The 17,777-nt window shown below is 58.2% G+C and carries 16 protein-coding genes, 1 tRNA gene and 1 other annotated feature; of the genes, 12 read left to right on the forward strand and 5 right to left on the reverse strand.

Annotated features, from left to right (window positions below):
- The first annotated feature begins 194 nt into the window (after positions 1-194).
- Genes yedE through Q0Y09_RS05425 form a run of 3 tightly spaced genes read left to right on the forward strand, consistent with a single transcriptional unit; the run spans position 195 to position 1,749 of the window.
- The gene (yedE, locus tag Q0Y09_RS05415; RefSeq protein WP_297718752.1) at positions 195-1,289 is read left to right on the forward strand and encodes a YedE family putative selenium transporter; all 1,095 of its coding nucleotides are present in this window, start codon (positions 195-197) and stop codon (positions 1,287-1,289) included.
- Entirely contained in the window at positions 1,286-1,498 is a 213-nt protein-coding gene (locus Q0Y09_RS05420; protein ID WP_297718754.1) for a sulfurtransferase TusA family protein, read from the forward strand. Before yedE ends, Q0Y09_RS05420 begins: the two co-directional genes overlap by 4 nt.
- Entirely contained in the window at positions 1,495-1,749 is a 255-nt protein-coding gene (locus Q0Y09_RS05425) for a DUF3343 domain-containing protein (RefSeq protein WP_297718758.1), read from the forward strand. The genes Q0Y09_RS05420 and Q0Y09_RS05425 overlap by 4 nt, the downstream gene beginning before the upstream one ends.
- A 44-nt stretch (positions 1,750-1,793) precedes the next feature.
- Here the strand turns inward: Q0Y09_RS05425 and Q0Y09_RS05430 are convergent, their stop codons facing one another.
- Positions 1,794-3,038, reverse strand: coding sequence for a 6-phosphofructokinase (locus Q0Y09_RS05430; RefSeq protein WP_297718761.1), 1,245 nt, complete (start codon positions 3,036-3,038; stop codon positions 1,794-1,796).
- A 183-nt stretch (positions 3,039-3,221) separates the two neighbouring features.
- On the opposite strand from Q0Y09_RS05430, the gene fba reads away from it, so the two are divergent.
- Positions 3,222-4,190 carry a class II fructose-1,6-bisphosphate aldolase gene (gene fba, locus Q0Y09_RS05435; RefSeq protein ID WP_297718764.1) on the forward strand — a complete coding sequence of 323 codons (969 nt, stop codon included), beginning with the start codon at positions 3,222-3,224 and terminating at the stop codon, positions 4,188-4,190.
- 151 nt (positions 4,191-4,341) lie between these two features.
- On the opposite strand, the gene Q0Y09_RS05440 is transcribed toward fba, so the two are convergent.
- Positions 4,342-4,415: transfer RNA gene (locus tag Q0Y09_RS05440), tRNA-Gln, on the reverse strand.
- 121 nt (positions 4,416-4,536) lie between these two features.
- A complete protein-coding gene (locus Q0Y09_RS05445) occupies positions 4,537-5,259 on the reverse strand; it encodes a Bax inhibitor-1/YccA family protein (protein WP_297718766.1) in 723 nt (240 codons plus the stop codon).
- Positions 5,260-5,766: 507 nt separating this feature from the next.
- Here Q0Y09_RS05445 and abc-f point away from each other — a divergent pair.
- The 8 genes from abc-f to nrdR all read left to right on the forward strand — a co-directional run bounded on the left by abc-f (position 5,767) and on the right by nrdR (position 14,856).
- Positions 5,767-7,263, forward strand: coding sequence for a ribosomal protection-like ABC-F family protein (gene abc-f, locus Q0Y09_RS05450; protein WP_297718769.1), 1,497 nt, complete (start codon positions 5,767-5,769; stop codon positions 7,261-7,263).
- A gap of 114 nt (positions 7,264-7,377) precedes the next feature.
- The gene (locus tag Q0Y09_RS05455; RefSeq protein WP_297718772.1) at positions 7,378-7,671 is read left to right on the forward strand and encodes a DUF4298 domain-containing protein; all 294 of its coding nucleotides are present in this window, start codon (positions 7,378-7,380) and stop codon (positions 7,669-7,671) included.
- Positions 7,672-7,748: 77 nt separating this feature from the next.
- Complete coding sequence (locus tag Q0Y09_RS05460) at positions 7,749-8,309, forward strand: TetR/AcrR family transcriptional regulator (protein WP_297718775.1); 561 nt, start codon at positions 7,749-7,751, stop codon at positions 8,307-8,309.
- A 79-nt stretch (positions 8,310-8,388) separates the two neighbouring features.
- The gene (locus Q0Y09_RS05465) at positions 8,389-9,060 is read left to right on the forward strand and encodes a hypothetical protein (protein ID WP_297718778.1); all 672 of its coding nucleotides are present in this window, start codon (positions 8,389-8,391) and stop codon (positions 9,058-9,060) included.
- A 54-nt stretch (positions 9,061-9,114) separates the two neighbouring features.
- A complete protein-coding gene (locus Q0Y09_RS05470; RefSeq protein ID WP_297718780.1) occupies positions 9,115-9,522 on the forward strand; it encodes a hypothetical protein in 408 nt (135 codons plus the stop codon).
- 34 nt (positions 9,523-9,556) lie between these two features.
- The gene (locus Q0Y09_RS05475; protein WP_297718783.1) at positions 9,557-9,976 is read left to right on the forward strand and encodes a DUF2871 domain-containing protein; all 420 of its coding nucleotides are present in this window, start codon (positions 9,557-9,559) and stop codon (positions 9,974-9,976) included.
- A 450-nt stretch (positions 9,977-10,426) separates the two neighbouring features.
- Positions 10,427-10,672, forward strand: a binding site (T-box leader).
- A gap of 80 nt (positions 10,673-10,752) precedes the next feature.
- The gene (gene leuA / locus Q0Y09_RS05480; RefSeq protein WP_297718785.1) at positions 10,753-12,438 is read left to right on the forward strand and encodes a 2-isopropylmalate synthase; all 1,686 of its coding nucleotides are present in this window, start codon (positions 10,753-10,755) and stop codon (positions 12,436-12,438) included.
- Between the two features lie 1,962 nt (positions 12,439-14,400).
- Positions 14,401-14,856 (forward strand): transcriptional regulator NrdR, encoded by a 456-nt coding sequence (nrdR, locus tag Q0Y09_RS05490; protein ID WP_297718788.1) that lies wholly within the window; start codon positions 14,401-14,403, stop codon positions 14,854-14,856.
- A 65-nt stretch (positions 14,857-14,921) separates the two neighbouring features.
- On the opposite strand, the gene Q0Y09_RS05495 is transcribed toward nrdR, so the two are convergent.
- Together Q0Y09_RS05495 and Q0Y09_RS05500 are read right to left on the reverse strand one after the other, a co-directional pair.
- The gene (locus tag Q0Y09_RS05495; protein WP_297718791.1) at positions 14,922-17,195 is read right to left on the reverse strand and encodes a 5'-nucleotidase C-terminal domain-containing protein; all 2,274 of its coding nucleotides are present in this window, start codon (positions 17,193-17,195) and stop codon (positions 14,922-14,924) included.
- Positions 17,196-17,356: 161 nt separating this feature from the next.
- Complete coding sequence (locus Q0Y09_RS05500) at positions 17,357-17,719, reverse strand: TIGR03792 family protein (protein ID WP_297718794.1); 363 nt, start codon at positions 17,717-17,719, stop codon at positions 17,357-17,359.
- Between the last annotated feature and the right edge of the window lie 58 nt (positions 17,720-17,777).

Consider the following 17,777-nt stretch of genomic DNA (forward strand, 5'->3'; position numbering starts at 1 on the left):
CCCCCCGCGGGTTTTTGCCCCCCTGGGCCCAATCCCCCCGCCGTCTGTCAGAAGGGGGACAGGGAAGACTTTTTGTTTTTTGATATAAAAATATTTTATTTCACAGGGAAAGATGATTGACTTTTTGTCTTCTCGGCAGTTATAATGATCTTGACGTTATTCTTGAAAAAGAATCGCGAGGAGCGTGAAAGAGAATGGGGAAAAAAGTCAACTGGCTGGTGGTCTGCACCGGCGCTGTGGTGGGGCTGGCCGCCCTGCTGCTGACCCGACTGGGCAATCCCGGCAACATGGGCTTCTGCATCGCCTGCTTCCTCCGGGATATCTCCGGTGCGCTGGGGCTCCACAGCGCGGCGAAGGTCCAGTACATCCGGCCTGAGATCATCGGATTGGTGCTGGGGGCCGCTGTCATGGCCCTGGCCGGCGGGGAGTTCAAGGCCCGGGCCGGCTCTGCGCCTGCCCTGCGCTTCCTGCTGGGGGGCATCGTTATGGTGGGCGCACTTGCCTTCCTGGGCTGCCCGCTGCGGATGGTCCTGCGGCTGGGTGGGGGAGACGTCACCGCCATCGCCGGCCTGCTGGGCTTTGTCGCCGGGATCCTGGCCGGGGTGGCGTGCCTGAAAAAGGGCTTCTCCCTGGGGCGGGCCTATAAGGTCAAGAAAGCCGAGGGCTTTGTCCTGCCCGGCATCATGGTCGGACTGCTGCTCCTGCTGCTGGTCGTGCCCGGCGTGCTGAAGTTTTCCCAGGAGGGCCCCGGCGCCAGCCGCGCCTTCTGGGCCGTCGCCCTGTGCGCCGGTCTGGTCTGCGGCGCTCTGGCCCAGAAGAGCCGCCTGTGCATGGCCGGTGGCATCCGGGATGCGGTCCTCTTCCGGGACTTCCACCTGCTCACCGGCTTTGCGGCCATCTTTTTGGTGGTGCTGGCGGGCAGCCTTCTCGGAGGAACCTTCCGTCCGGGGCTGGAGGTGCAGCCTGTGGCCCACCACGACTACCTCTGGAGCTTCCTGGGCATGGCGGCCGCCGGCTGGGGCTCCATCCTGCTGGGCGGCTGCCCCCTGCGGCAGCTCATTCTGGCGGGGGAGGGCAACGGCGACAGCGCCGTCACGGTCCTGGGCATGATGGCCGGGGCCGCACTGTCCCACAACTTCGGGATGGCGGGCAATGCCGACGCCATGGCGGACGGCGTATTTGCCCCCGGCGGCATGGGGATGGCGGGCCGGATCGGCGTGGTGATCTGCCTGATTTTGTTGGGGGCCATTTCCCTTGCCAATCTGCATAAGGAGGAGAAGCGCGTATGATCGATGCCAGAGGCTATGCCTGTCCCATGCCGGTGGTCATGGTGCAGAAGGCGGTGAAGGAGGGGGCGCCCCAGGAGCTGGAGGTATTGCTGGACAACCCCTGCTCTATGGAGAACGTCACCCGGTTCGCCGGAAACAACGGCTATGCCGTGGAGGTCCGCCCCGAGGCCGACGACGAGTACACCCTGGTGCTCACACGGAAATCATGAGCAGCTATGTGGTCACCTGTTATACCCATCTGAGTGCTCAGCTGAGCTGCAAACGGCTTCGGAATGCCCGCTGCTCTGAGGTGCGGATGATGCCGGTGCCCCGGGCCCTGAGCTCCTCCTGCGGCACCTGTGTGCGCTATGAGGGGGAGGGGGACCGGCGGGAGCTGCTGGACGTTGATGCTGAGGCCCTTTATGAGGTCATGCCGGACGGAAGCTACCGGCTGCTCTGGCGCGACGAGACAAGCATATAAAAATGGCGCTCTGCATGATGCAGAGCGCCATTTTGTTTGGCTTCTCACATTTCGGTGGTGAGGACCTTTTTCAGACGGGCAAAACGGGGGAGGGCGTTCTCCTTGGGACGGTCGGGCTCACCCTGGATGAGGGGGAGGGCATAGTCGAGGAAGGGCTGCTCCACGCCGTTGCCGGCGGCGTTGATCCACTCACGGGGGACCTTCTTCTCAAAGTTGGCCACGATGTCCAGGGGCTGGAGGACGGGCTCACAGGTGTAGGTCCCGCCCTCACGGGTGCAGGAGAAGGCCACCATCTTGTCAGTGCTGCCGGCCACAGCGGACTCCACAGCCACACGGCCCGCCATCTTGGCCTCCTCCACATCAACGTGGGAGGCCAGGTGGGCGCCGCAGCGCTGGAGCAGAGAGAGCTCGATGCCGCGGACCTTGGCGCCGGTCTTGTTCTTGATGATGTCGGCCAGCTTCACGGCCAGGCCGCCCAGCTGGGCGTGGCCGAAGCCGTCGGTGGCGGAGGTCTCAGCCTCGGAGACGAAGCGGCCGTCGGCGTAGTGGATGCCCTCGGAGACGGCCACCAGGCACTTACCGGTCTTGTTGTAGATGTCGGTGACGTCCTTGACGAATTGCTCCATGTCGAAGTCCACCTCGGGCAGATAGAGCAGGTCAGGACCGCAGCCGATGAGATTGGCCAGGGCGGCGGAGCCGGCCAGCCAGCCGGCGTGACGGCCCATGATCTCAATGACGGTCACCATGCCGGTGTCATACACGTGGGCGTCCTGCCACACCTCGGCGCAGGAGGTGGCGATATACTTGGCGGCGCTGGCAAAGCCGGGGCAGTGGTCCGTGCCGTTGAGATCGTTGTCGATGGTCTTGGGGATGCCCATAATGCGGCACTCATAGCCCACCTTCTGCATATACTTGGAGATCTTGTTGCAGGTGTCCATGGAGTCGTTGCCGCCGTTGTAGAAGAAATAGCGGACATCGTACTTTTTGAAGATCTCAAGGATGCGCTGATAGTCGGTGTCGTCCTGGTCGGGGTCGGCCAGCTTGTAGCGGCAGGAGCCCAGGGCGGAGGAGGGGGTGTTCTGGAGCAGCTCCAGCTCGGCGGGGTCCTCCTGGCCCATGTCATAGAGCTTATCATCCAGCACGCCCTTGATGCCGTGGGCGGCGCCCAGCACCCGGGTGATACAGTCGGCCTTCAGGGCCGCCTGAATGGCGCCCTGGGCGCTGGCGTTGATGACCGACGTGGGACCGCCGGACTGACCGATGATACATGCTCCTCGAAGTTCGCTCATGTTTGGTCCTCCAATCATGAATTTTATCTGCTTTCCCGAAAAAACTTTCATCTGAAAGCTGTTTCTGCTGAGATATCATATCATACCCTCTTGCATTTATCAACTATTGCTGGTAAAATCAATCATGAAAAGAGAAGGGAATGCTTTCTCTTTCCCTGAACAATGATGAAGGAGATGAGATGTATGCCTCTGGTCACTTCCAAGGAAATGTTCGAGAAGGCTTACAACGGCGGTTACGCCATTGGCGCGTTCAACGTCAACAACATGGAGATCGTGCAGGGCATCACGGAGGCTGCCCGTGACCTGAACGCCCCCCTGATCCTCCAGGTGTCCAAGGGCGCCCGTGCCTACGCCAACCACACCTACCTGGTCAAGCTGGTGGAGGCCGCCGCCATTGAGTGCCCCAATATCCCCATCGTGCTCCACCTGGATCACGGCCCCGACTTTGAGACCTGTAAGTCCTGCATCGACGGCGGCTTTACCTCCGTCATGATCGACGCCTCCTCTAAGCCCTTTGAGGAGAACATTGAGATCACCAAGCAGGTGGTCGAATATGCCCATGACCACGGCGTGGTCGTGGAGGCCGAGCTGGGCACCCTGGCCGGCATTGAGGACGATGTGAAGGTGGCCGCCCATGCCGCTTCCTATACCCGTCCCGAAGAGGTGGAGGAGTTCGTCTCCAAGACCGGCTGTGACTCCCTGGCCATCGCCATCGGCACCAGCCACGGCGCCTACAAGTTCACCGCCGACCAGTGTACCCGCAATGAGAAGGGCGTTCTGGTTCCCCCTCCGCTGCGCTTCGATGTGCTGGAGGAGGTCTCCAAGCGTCTGCCCGGGTTCCCCATTGTGCTCCACGGTTCTTCCTCCGTACCCCAGAACTATGTGAAGATGATTAACGAGAACGGCGGCAAGATGCCCGACGCCGTCGGCATCCCCGAGGAGCAGCTCCGAAAGGCCGCGTCCATGTCTGTGTGCAAGATCAACATTGACTCCGACCTGCGCCTGGCCATGACCGGCACCATCCGGCAGTTCTTCAATGAGCACCCCGACAAGTTCGATCCCCGCGAGTATCTCAAGCCCGCCCGCGCCAACATCAAGGAGCTGGTGGCCCACAAGATCGTGAATGTGCTGGGCTGCGACGGCAAAGCCTGATCCTGCCCCTGAACAACCCGATACTTTGAAAGAGAGGGAGACGCTTGCGTCTCCCTCTTCCTTTATATATTTTTATGGAAACAAGCGGCTGACGGCCCGTAGCTTGTAGAAATAAAAAATCCGGAAATCTGATAACAGATTTCCGGATCAATGGCAGCGGGAGAAGGATTCGAACCCTCACAAACAGAGTCAGAGTCTGTCGTGCTACCCTTACACAATCCCGCTATTTCTTGTGCTCTCTCGCGAGCACGAATGTTATTATAGCAGGTTTGCGAGAAATGTCAAGCATTATTTTCTCGAAAGGAGAAAAATTTTGGGGACGGCCATTGGCCGCCCCCAAAAGGGGTCAACGCTTGCTTTTTCCCATAAAGCGGAGGAGGTAGAGGAAGAGGTTGATAAAGTCCAGATAGAGCTGAAGGGCAGAGAAGATAGACGCCTTCTGGGCCATCTGGGCATTCTGACCAAAGGCATAGTAGTACTCACGGATGCGCTGGGTATCATAGGCAGTGAGGCCAAGGAAGACGGCGATGCCCACAAGGCAGCCGATCCGCTCCAGACCGGAGAAGGAGGGGAGGAAGAGGGTGAGCAGGCCGAAGAGGACCAGGAAGATGAGTCCGCCCATGAGGATGGGGCGCAGACGGGTGAGGTCGGTTTTGGTAAAGTACCCGAAAAGGGCCAGCGCACCGAAGTAGAGGGCGGTGACGGCGAAGATCAGCACCAGGCTGGAAAGGTCAAAGAGCCAGAAATAGGTGGAGAAGACCACGCCGGTCAGGGCGGCATAGGCGAAAAAGAGCGCCGTGGCCATTGGCACCGACAGCTTGTGGATGCGTGCGCTCAGGAGGAGCACCACCGCCAGCTCGGCCACCAGGACAATAATATGGAAGGCCGGAATGGTGAGGAAGGCGTAGATGGTGAGACCGCTCATATAACCGCCCACAGCGACGCCGAAGGTGGTCAGCAGGCCCAGAAACATCCAAAGAAAGGTCTTGGCGGTGTAGGCCGGCAGCGAGACTGCCGTAGTATTTTGTTCCTGCCAGCGTTCATTTTGATAAAAATCATTGTGATCCATGGATTCTCACTCCAATCTTTGATGAAGCGGTCCGGTGGGCACAACTGCGCCCATCGCCGTCCTGGTTTCAATATACCTTATCCTGCCCCAAAAGGGAAGAGAAAAAATATGAAATTTTTTATAGAGGTGTCACAAATGGTTGTTGTTCACAACTTCAACTATAAGCGACGAGGCCCTGTCCCTTTTATTATTGTATGTTTTCGCTCCAAACCGGGAAACATCCACTTCACGCTTGCTTATTTCCGAGAACTGTGATACACTTATGAAAACAAATGTTGGCGAGGTGAAAAGATGCGCAACTTTTCTTGCAAGTAAATCGGAATATACAATGCTGCTGTATCGCTATGGCACCATTGTACCCTTTGCAAGAAAGTTGAACGTCTATTCACTCGGAATATCGTAGTTGTATCACCCTTTGGAGGGTGGTGCTGTTTTGCTATGACGAGCTGCAAGAATTGACTTTCTTGCAGCTCTTATTTTATGTTTGGAACAAAGGAGGAATGTCCTATGTCAATGATCCAGGTCGAGGATCTCACTTTTTCCTATCCATCCAGCTATGACAACATTTTTGAGCATGTCAGCTTCCAGATCGACACCGATTGGAAGCTGGGCTTTGTGGGCCGGAACGGCCGGGGGAAAACCACCTTTCTCTCCTTGCTGCTGGGCAAATATGAATACCAGGGGCGCATCCGGTCTTCCGTTCAGTTTGACTACTTTCCCTATCCCATAGAGGATCGGGAGCGGATGACTGTGGAGGTCTTTTATGAAGTCTGCCCACAGGCAGAGGAGTGGGAGCTTTTGCGGGAGCTGTCCTACCTGGAGGTCCGTGAGGACGTGCTCTGGCGGCCCTTTTCCACCCTTTCCAATGGAGAGCAGACCAAGGTCCTGCTGGCGGCGCTGTTTTTGAACGAGGGCCATTTTCTGCTCATTGACGAGCCTACCAACCATTTGGATACCAGGGCGCGGGCAGTGGTGTCCGCCTATCTCAGCCGAAAAAAGGGATTCATCCTGGTGTCCCATGACCGCTGCTTCCTGGACGGCTGTGTGGACCACATTCTGTCCCTCAACCGCTCCAATATCAAGGTTCAGCGTGGCAACTACTCCTCCTGGTTTTCCAATTTCCAGCGCCAGCAGGAGTTTGAACTGGCTCAGAACACAAAGCTGAACCGGTCCATTTCTGAGATGCAGCAGGCAGCGCGGCAGACAACGCGCTGGTCGGACGCCGTGGAAAAAAGCAAAAACGGCGCCCGCACCGGTGGGGTAAAAGCCGATAAGGGCTACATCGGTCATAAAGCGGCCAAGATGATGCAGAGAGCAAAAAACATTGAGACCCGCCGGCAGCGCGCCATAGAAGAAAAGTCCGGCCTGCTGAAAAATCTGGAAAGCGCGGAGGACTTGAAGCTGTTCCCGCTACGCTATTTTACCGATACACTGGTCACCTTTTCCGGGGTCGCCCCCGTCTTTGACGGGAGGGAGGTCTGCCGTCCCCTTTCCCTTGTGGTGAAGCAGGGGGACCGGATCGTGCTGGACGGCAGGAATGGCACGGGAAAGACCAGCCTTCTGAAATTACTTCTGGGCCAGGACATCCCCCACCACGGCACGTTGACCGTCGGCTCCGGGGTGGTGATCTCCCATGTGCCCCAGGACACCTCCTGGTTGGCGGGCTCACTGACGGACTATGCAGCGGAGAGCCAGATCGACGAGAGCCTGTTCAAAGCCATTCTCCGTAAAATGGATTTTTCCCGGGTGCAATTTGAGAAACATATGGAGGACTATTCCGCAGGACAGAAGAAAAAGGTGCTGCTGGCCAAGAGCCTTTGCGAGCAGGCCCACCTCTATGTATGGGATGAGCCCCTCAACTATATCGACGTCTACTCCCGGATGCAGATCGAGGCGCTGATCCAGGAATTTTGTCCCACAATGCTCCTTGTGGAGCACGACCTGGCCTTTCAAAATGCAGTTACCACCCAAACGGTCTCCATTTCCGGACCGGACGCGTCTTGAACGCTGCCGGCTCGGTCTTCACCCGCTGAATCAGGATCTGGGCGACCCTGATGGAGCATAGACGCCCCAAGAAGGCCCTTTATCCAAAGAATACGGCAAGAAAGGACAGAAACTATGAATGAGCGTGAGTACAAGGAAATGATCGACAGAATCCAGCAGATGGAGCAGCTGTACGACCGATTGGATGCTGCGATACGCCATGGGCAGACGCAGATAGGCCGGGACCCGGAGCTGATGCAAATCAGAGAAACATTATGCCACTATTACAGTGGCGGCGAGTGGCAGCACGACTATGAGGCAGACGAACAGGGGCTGCTGCCCCAGGGCTTGAAGCGCGGGGTGCTGTCCCAGGACGGACTCTATAACCTTCTCCTGGAGCTGGCTGACCCCGGTGCATTGCGAAGCTGACACGCAAAAAATGCCTTGACAAAGGGGGGCGATGCTGTTATAGTGAACATCGTTCAGAATGGAAGGAGTGAAAAAACTTGAATACCATCATTACTTCCAAAGAGGCCATTCTGGAAACCAGCCGCAAGCTGATCCAGGAGAATGGTTGGGCGGCTGTCAGCATCCGCAGCGTTGCGCAAGCCTGCAAAATATCCGTTGGCTCCGTCTATAATTATTTTGACAGCAAATCTGACTTGATCGCCGCAACGGTGGAAAGCGTCTGGTGCGATATCTTCCACATCCCGGATGGGCGGGCTTCTTTCAAACGGTTTACAGACTGCATCGAATGGGCCTATGAAAGTATGCGGCGTGGAAATGAAGCATATCCCGGTTTCTTCTCCATGCACTCCATGAGCTTTGTTGGCGAAGACAAGTCCAGCGGCCAGGAGCTGATGGCAAAATCGTGGAAACATATCCAAGATGGATTTCACATGGTCTTGATGCGGGACGAAAAAGTAGATCCTGCGGTTTTTGATGATGTCTTTACGCCCCAAAAATTTGTTGAGATCGTCTTCTCTCTCATCATCTCCTCTTTGCTCCGGCAGGACTATGACTGTTCCGGCATTGTGAGGATGGTTGAGCGGCTCCTTTATCGATAAAAAATTCCCGTGCATTCGGGAATTTTTTATACATCAAAATGAACAATGTTCATAACGAGTACGAAAGCGAGGAACATTTATGCAAGCGATTGTTGAAACTCTGTTTGATGCGGTCTATCTGATCTCCGTGATCGCCATTGGCATTACCATGATCGTAAAGAGCAGGGGAAACAAAGAGTACCGGTTGTTTGGCATCATGGCCGTGGTCCTTGGCGCCGGCGACGCCTTCCACCTGGTCCCCCGGGCCCTGGCCCTCTGCACCACTGGACTTGAGAACTTTACCGTCCCCCTGGGCATGGGCAAGTTTATCACCTCCATTACCATGACGATCTTTTATATCATCCTCTACTATGTGTGGCGCCTCCGGTATCAGATCAAGGGTAAAAATGGCATCACTGCCGCCGTATATCTGCTCTCCGCCCTGCGGATCGCGCTTTGCTTCTTCCCCCAAAACGCATGGCTGAGCGCCAATGCGCCCCTGTCCTGGGGCATTTATCGGAACATCCCCTTTGCCCTTCTGGGTCTGCTGATTATTGTTCTATTCTACAAAAGCGCCCGGGAAGCAAAGGACACCGAGTTCCGCAATATGTGGCTGACCATCGTGCTCAGCTTCGGCTTTTACATTCCTGTGGTCCTCTGGGCGGACACCATTCCTATGATCGGCATGCTGATGATCCCCAAAACCTGCGCCTATGTCTGGACCGTCCTGATCGGCTACAAGGCCATGAAGCGCAGTGCCCAAAACGGGTAAACGGGAGGGATCCCTACGAAAGTCAAAGTAAATACACTGCTGCTCCTGGCCTGTATGGTTTGGAGTGCGGCAGGCTTTAACATTCTTCGCATTGGCGTAATTGCATATCCGCCATATCTGTCCCCATGGAATATTCTGCTGTCAGTTTTGGTTTTTGCTGTATTTCTGTATTTTATCTTTGGAAAGCTGGTAAAAAAGCACACCGACAGAATACAGTCATATGCAGAGAAACGGCAGTTCTTTCTGAAGTTTTTTGATGGCAGATCCTTCGCGATCATGGCAGTGATGATGACTGGCGGCATCACCCTGCGAGCAAGCGGTCTGGCGCCGGAGCGATTCATCGCAGTCTTTTATTCTGGACTGGGCGCCTCCCTTCTTCTGGCCGGGCTATTGTTTGGCCGAAACTTTATGAGGGCATCATTTTCTGCCACCGCAATCCGAAATGAAAATAAGCGCACATAATCATTCTTAAAAATCTGGATCAGGAGGGATACACATGAAACGATATATGAATGGGGCTCTTGTGTACGCTGTCCTCGCAATGGTCGGCGGCGTATTTTATCGGGAATTTACCAAGTTCCATGGATTCGTTGGGAAAACCACGCTGGGGGTGATACACACCCATTATTTCATGCTCGGGATGTTCTTTCTCTTGCTGCTCCTCCTGCTGGAAAAGAATTTTTCCTTCACCAGTGTGAAGACGGGGCGGATCCTGGCGGTTTATCATGTGGGACTGAACCTAACCGCTGTGATGTTTGTTGTGCGTGGAGTGGCTCAGGTACTGGGGACCGCGCTCTCTTCCGGTCTGGATGCCGCCATCTCCGGCATGGCCGGCATCGGACATATCCTGCTGGGTGTGAGCCTGGTGCTCTTGTTGCTTCAAATCAGACGCAGCATATCCGGCGTAAACGCGTGATTGCTGTGTGAGTTTTAATTTTGAATGCTAGTGAACTGGTCCCGTAAATTGGACAGTGACAAGGCCCCCCTGTTATGTCCTGCTGGAGGACCGGACCCTCCAGGTGGACTACGGGGCAGGGGCGCCGGCGGCGGCAAATACGTCGGATACGCGGTTTTTGGAGCTGTACCGACCAGGCGATTGACTGGACATAGAGCGGGTAAGTATAGGGAGGCCGGGGCGTATATGCCTCGGCCTCCTTGTAAAAACGGAAAAAGAAAACCACGGAAAACTGAAGTTTTGGGTGGAATTGACAATAAAAACAGCGATTGGAGAACTGGGGGGCGTAACGGGCGCCTTCAGACCGTGTTTATATACCTTCAAAATAAACCCGGTAAAATTTCCCCATGTCGTCTGTTCACAAATTTTTTGTGCTTGACATCGGAGTTGGAATCTTCTACAATGTAACTCATAAAAGCAATGAGGGGAAGAAGACTTGTATGACCCGCTCAGAGAACCGGTGGTTGGTGCGAACCGGTGCGGTGTGTGCAGGTGCATACTGATCCCTGAGCCGCTTCCTTGAACCGCATTCGGCGCAGTAGGGGGGGACGCGGGGCCGCGTTACAGGCCGGGGCCTTAGTGGAGGCCGACAAGGACCGTTTGGGTGACCGGCGGTTGAATCAGGGTGGTACCGCGTATGGATCATACGCCCCTGGCCGTAGAGGCCGGGGGCGTTTTCGTTTGCCTTTTGGGCGTCCCCGGGCAGCAGACCAACTCATCACAAGGAGGAAGACACCATGATAAAAGAGCCCATCAGCAAGTATATCCCCTTTGTCCCTCTGAAAATGGAGCGCCGCGCCTGGCCCGACAAGGAGATCACACAGCCGCCCATTTGGTGTTCGGTGGACCTTCGGGACGGCAATCAGGCGCTGGTAGACCCGATGAATCTCCAGGAGAAGCTGGAATACTTCCATACGCTGGTGGACATCGGGGTCAAGGAGATCGAGATCGGCTTCCCCTCGGCCTCTGAGACGGACTATGAGATTTGCCGGGAGCTCATTGAGGGCGGACATATTCCCGATGATGTGACCATCCAGGTCCTGGTCCAGGCCCGCCCCCACCTCATCAAGAAGACCTTCGAGGCCATCCAGGGCGCCAAAAACGTCATCCTGCACTTCTACAATTCCACCTCCACCCTCCAGCGGAAGGTGGTCTTTCATATGGACATGGAGGGGATCACCAAGATTGCCACCGATGCCGCCGACCTCATCTATGAGATGAGCAAGCCCGTGCTGGAGCAGGGCATGAACCTCCGGTATCAGTATTCCCCGGAGTCCTTTATGGGCACCGAGATGGACTATGCCGTGGAGATCTGTCAGGCCGTACTGGAGCACCTCCATGCAACGCCGGAGAAGAAGGTCATTCTCAACCTTCCCACCACCGTGGAGAACTGCATGCCCAACTACTTCGCCGATGAGATCGAGTACTTTATCTCCAAGCTGCCCAGCCGGGACTGCGCCATTATCTCCCTCCATCCCCACAATGACAGAGGCGAGGGTGTGGCCACTGCTGAGATGGGTATGCTGGCCGGCGCTGAGCGCATTGAAGCCACGCTCTTCGGCAACGGCGAGCGCACCGGCAACGTGGATATGGTCACGCTGGCCATGAATATGTATATTCAGGGTGTGGACCCTGGACTGGACTTCTCCAACATCAACAAGATCAGGGAGATGTATGAGCGATGCACCAAGATGAAGGTGGGGGAGCGGCAGCCCTACGCCGGCGAGCTGGTCTTCACCGCCTTCTCCGGCTCTCATCAGGATGCCATTAATAAGGGTACCAAGTATATGGAGGAGAGCCACAGCGAAAAGTGGGAGATCCCCTATCTGCCAATCGACCCGGCGGATGTGGGCCGGGCGTATGAGCCCATCATCCGCATCAATTCTCAGTCCGGAAAGGGCGGAACGGCCTTTGTGATGCAGCACACCTTTGGCTTTGAACTGCCCAAGGCCATGCATCCGGAGTTTGGGCATATCGTCCAGGTGGAGACAGACCGGGTGGGGACCGAACTCAAGCCTGAGCGGATCTATCAGCTCTTCCAGGAGAACTACATTGATGCGGTCAAGCCCTATGAGCTGGTCCGCCATTCCTTTGCCGAGTTCACCGACGAGGAGGGTCACTCCCACGTCACCTTTGCCGGCACGATCCGTCACACCGACGGCAGCTTCCAGGTCCAGGGCTCCGGCAATGGCCCCATCGACGCATTCTTTAACGCCATTCACGGCCAGAAAATGGATCGGTTCACCTTTGTGGACTACAAGGAGCATGCCATCAAGCGGGGCTCCGATTCCCAGGCCGTAGCCTACATCCATCTCCAGGACCAGGATGGGAAGGACTGGTTTGGCGTGGGTATGAGCCACAACATCAACCTGGCGCCCTTGAAGGGGATCCTCTCAGCCATCAACCGGGCTGTAAAAGGCTGAGAAAAGGTCATGGCGCCATAGCAAACATGGGAGACGTATCGCCATGGGCGATACGTCTCCCGTTGTCTGTGGCGGCCTCAGCCCTGGCTGAGGAAACCGGCGTTGCGCAGAGATTGGATCAGAGCGTTAAATTGATTGATGACTTCGGCCAGCGTGGCGGTGGCGGGAAGTGTATCCACTGCGGCGGCTGGCGCGATGGTACCGGCGGACCCGGCAGGTCCAGTGGGGCCGGTAGGACCAGTAGGTCCGGTTGCGCCTGTGGGGCCTACCGGGCCAACGATTCCATCAGGCCCGATTGGTCCTGTGGGACCGGTGGGTCCGACGGGACCTGCCACGCCGTCAGCGCCGGTAGGTCCAGTAGGCCCAGCAGGACCGACGGGACCGACTGCACCGTCAGCACCAGTGGGCCCAGTAGGCCCAATAGGACCGACTGCACCGTCAGCACCGGTGGGTCCGGTAGGCCCAGCAGGACCGACGGGACCGACTGCACCGTCAGCGCCGGTGGGCCCAGTAGGCCCAATAGGACCGACGGGTCCGGCCACACCGTCAGCGCCGGTGGGCCCAGTAGGCCCAGCAGGACCGACGGGTCCGGCCACACCATCAGCGCCGGTGGGCCCAGTAGGCCCAGCAGGACCGACGGGTCCGGCCACACCGTCAGCACCAGTGGGTCCGGTAGGCCCGGTGGGTCCGACGGGACCAGCCACGCCGTCAGCGCCGGTGGGCCCGGTGGGCCCGGTAGGCCCAGCAGGACCGACGGGACCGACTGCACCGTCAGCGCCGGTGGGTCCCGTAGGCCCAATAGGTCCGGCAGGACCGAATGCCCCAGTTGCACCGGTGATACCCGTAGGACCAATGGGCCCAGCAGGGCCGGTTGGGCCAGTCGCACCAGTAACACCCGTGGGACCGATTGGGCCGATTGGGCCGAAGGCTCCAGTCGCACCGGTGATGCCTGTGGGACCGATGGGCCCGGCAGGGCCAGCGGCCCCGGTGGCACCAGTAACACCTGTGGGACCGATGGGGCCGACGGGACCGAAGGCCCCGGTTGCACCTGTGGCGCCTGTGGGGCCGACGGGGCCGACAGGTCCGGCTGCCCCGGCTGTACCTGTGGCGCCGGTGGGGCCGATGGGGCCGACAGGACCGATTGCCCCGGTGGGACCCGTGGGGCCTGTGGGACCGACAGGGCCGCCGGCGGGTCCGGCGGGACCTGTGGCCCCGGTAGGACCGACAGGGCCGGTAGCGCCTGTGGCTCCAGTCGGTCCGACGGGTCCCTGGGGCCCCGGGCAGCAGCAGCGGCATTCCGGAATGGGGGAACAGCAGCCGGGCTTCGGTGGAATGGGAGGGCAGACCGGCGGGCGGCCACAGTGGCAGCAGGCAGCTTCGGCCTGGGTCATCTCCGTTTCAAAGGATCCCTGACCGGCCCGGAGAGAGGCCGCATATTCAGCGGCATCCATGGACTTGCGGGGAGAAAAATTCATCATGCTCATGACCTCCGCCACAGTCTATGCCGGCGGCGCCCGGAAGGTGAAGCAACGATATGGGGTCCCGGGCGGCACCCCGGGACCCCATATTCCATGCGTATATTTGGAGTTAAGAGCGGGTCTGCTCGGACTTCTTCTGCTCCTTTTTGCCCCGGTTCTGGGCGGGCTGGTCCTCCTTGCGGGCCTGGGGCTCGGTGCGGGCGGGCTTCTGCTGATCCTTCATGGTGTTTTCACCTCTTTTCCGCTTGGCAGGGGGGGAGGGCGGAGAAAGCGCGCTCCTTTTCCTGCGCTCTGAGGGTAGTATGGCGCGGGTCACGGCTGTTTATACGCACATTTTTTCGGAATAGGATATTTTTACGTTTCCGCCGCCCGGATTTTCAAAAAAATATACCATCTGACGGATAACTGTGATATAATGCCACCATACCCTCTGCGCGTGGAGGATAAACAGTGTTGATACGTTCAGGATAAAGGAGGCATACCCATGAAGTGCCCGTTCTGCGGCAATCTGGAGAGCAAGGTTGTGGATTCGCGGCCCTCGGATGAGGGGGCCAGCATCCGGCGCAGGCGGGAATGCCTGTCCTGCCACAAGCGGTTCACCACCTATGAGACCATGGAGAGTCTGCCCCTGGTGGTCATCAAAAAGGATGGGAGTCGTCAGACCTTTGATAAGGATAAGCTGCTTGGGAGCATGCTCAAGTCCTGCGAAAAACGCTCGGTGCCCATGGCCAAGCTGGAGGAGATCGCCGGAGAGATCGAACAGGCCCTCCAGAACGACATGGAGCGGGAGGTGAGCTCTTCGGTCATCGGCGAGCTGGTGATGGAGAAACTCAAGGACGTGGACGAAGTCGCCTATGTGCGGTTTGCGTCCGTCTACCGGCAGTTTAAGGACATCGGGACCTTTATGGAGGAGCTCAACAAGCTCCTGGCGGGAAAATAAGCGTAAAAAACCGGCCCGGACAACTCGTCCGGGCCGGTTTTTTGTTTTGCGGTGGAAAAGGTGGCTCAGGCTTCCGCGGCAGTGAGGGCGGCGATCATGGCGTCGGCCTCAGCGGCGGAGACGGTGCCCTGGGGGGCAAAGCGGTTGTCCTCACCCACAGAAATGTACTTCTGGATGACGTTCCACATGACGCCGTCGGTGGCCCAGCCGGAGACGGCGTCGGCGTCAGCGTAGGGGATCTGGACGGCCCAGGCGCCCTGGGGACCCTTCTCCAGAGCGGTGGCGGCGTTCATCAGCATGACGGTGGCCTGCTCACGGGTGATGGGAGAGTTGGGGAGGAATCTTCCCGTGCCATCGCCGGAGATGACACCCTGCTGAGCCAACCAGAGGATGGTCTCATTGTCAGCAATGTCGCTGAAAGGCTCATCATCGGCAAAAGAGACAGGAGTATCAGCAGTCATGGCCTGATAGAGGCTCTCAGCGAACTGGAGACGGGTCACGGTGTCGGCAGCGGGAGCCGCGCCGGCGTTCAGGGTCCAGTGGCTGCGGGCCTCGGGGGGAACGATGTCCTTGCCCTCGGCGGTCATAGCCTTGATGTACTCGGCGATGACCAGGGTGACGGAGCCGCCGATGGAGCCGAACTGCTCGGAGACGGAGCCGTCCCACAGCACGGCGTCGGTGCCCATGGTGATGCCGGTGGTGGCGTACCAGCCGAACTCGTCGCCGGCGGCGTTGGCGGACAGGCGGTAGGAGTTGAGAGCCACCTTGAAGGTCTGCTCGTCGGTGACGGGCTTGCCCTGGTAGGAGAGGCCGACCACGCGGCTGCCCTCGGGATTGCCCATGTAGACGTCATAGTCCAGGCCGTAGAGCTGGTCGGTGCCGAAGCCGCCGCCGGTGATGGTGCCGTCGGCCTCCACGGTGAAGTCCTTGGTGCAGTCCTCCAGCCAATCCTTGATCTGCTTGCCGGTCATCTGGATCATGTAGATGAGGTTGTTGTCGTACTTGTAGAAGGCGTAGCAGTCCTTCAGGCTGATGGGGGCAGTCTCGGCGTCGTTCAGCAGCTGGCCGATGCAGAAATCCTTGTTGGCCACGGGGGAGGCCAGGGAGAGGTCGGCGCCGGTGGCCCACAGCTGGGCCTCGTGGACCAGGTTCATGGTGTCGCTCTGAACGTGGAAGAGGTCGGTCACGTCGTCCCACTCGCCGGAGAGGGTGCCGATCTGCTCGGTGATGAAGGGGAGGGTCCGGTCGTAGTAGGGCTGCATGAGAGCCTTGAGTCCGGCGTCGTTCTCATAGGCGGTGAGGTCCATGTTCTGGCTCTCGCCGATGGTGAAGGAGCCGTCGGCGGAGACAGTGACCACAGTCTTGGTCAGGGTGGAGGAGCCGCCGTTGACGCAGGGAACGGTCTTGCCGTCGGCATTGGTCATCTCAGTGACGCCCACCTTGTGGTTGTGGCCGGCGATGACCATGTCGATGCCGGTGGTATTCTCCACCAGATGCCGGAGCTGGTTTTCGGGGGAGAAGGCGGTCTTGCCGGTCTCGATGGCGTCGCCGTCACCGGCGCCCACGACGCCGCTGTCCTCGCCGGAGTGGGCGGAGACAAGGACGAAGTCGCAGCCCTCGTCCTCCCGGAGGGCCTTCTGCCAGTAGTTCACCCACTCATAGGCGTAGGTCCGCTCGGTATTGTCCTTGTGGACGAAGTCGGAGCCCTCATAGTGGGTGGGCAGGTCCCAGTTGGGGACGTTGACGTTCTCGAAGCCGAGGATGCCCACCTTGAACTCCTTGCCGCCCACATCGAAGGTCATGACTTTGTAGGGGGTGAGGTTGGGTTCCTGGGTCTCGATGTTGATGTAGTTGGCGCACAGGGCGCTCACAGGGGTGCCGGGGTACTTGTCGGTGGTGTCGGAGAGCATATCGTAGAAAAGCTGCTGGGCCTCCATGCTGAAGTTGAACTCATGGTTGCCGGGGACAAAGGCGTCATAGCCGATGTAGCGCAGGCAGACGGCCATGGGGTTGTCCTTGCCGCCCTCCATGTTCATGTTGTAGCTGATGATGGAGCTGCCCTGGATGAGGTCGCCGTTGTCGATGAGGATGGTGCCGTCCATGGCCTCCCGCTCCTCCTTCATGGCGGTGGCTACCTTCAGATAGCTGTTGCCGACCTCTTTCCCGTTGATGGGATTGAGGTCATAGCATTTGCCGTGCATGTCGGTGGTGGAGTAGATGCCGATCTCCATGGAAGCGGGCTCGGCGGCCAGTGCGGGAACGGCGGCCATACCAGCCAGAAGGGTACCGGTGAGCAGGGTGGCGGTCAGCCGCTTTGCAGGGACAGTTTTCTGCTTCATAAACAAGGCTCCTTTCAGAATGGGGTGGAGTAGTGCTGCATCCAGTATAGCACAGCTGTGTGAAAATGACAAACACTACCGGAATTCCTCCGGATTTTTTAGGAGAGTATAAAACCCTGCGGGCGGCCGTTGGGCCGCCCGCAGGGTAAGAGGGACAAATGTCAGCAGTTGGACATCTCGTAGTATTTGAATTTCTGATTTTCCTTGAACTTGAACTCCATGCTCAGGAGATGACCTTCCATACGCCGCTCCATCTCCTGGTCCAGCTCCAGACACCAGCCGGACTTGTCGTGGGACTGCCAGATGTCATAGTCGGCCCAGTAGATGACCACATTGATCTCTCCGGGCACGTCCCGGCTGAGCCAGATCTCTTTTCCGAGGAAACCTTCAGAGACCTTCAGGCGGCTGGTCCAGACTTCGTCGTCCAGTTCCACCCAGCGGTCCACCCACTCGGGGGTGACTACGACGCGGATCTCCTCAATGGCGATGGGTTTTTCCAGGCGGTTGATATGCTTGAGTTCCATGTGCGCGGCCCCTTTCTTGGGACGGAAAAGCCGTCCCTTCTGTTTAGTGGTACTATTC

It is taken from the genome of Intestinimonas sp. (assembly GCF_026169115.1).
Taxonomy (GTDB): Bacteria; Bacillota; Clostridia; order Oscillospirales; family Oscillospiraceae; genus Intestinimonas.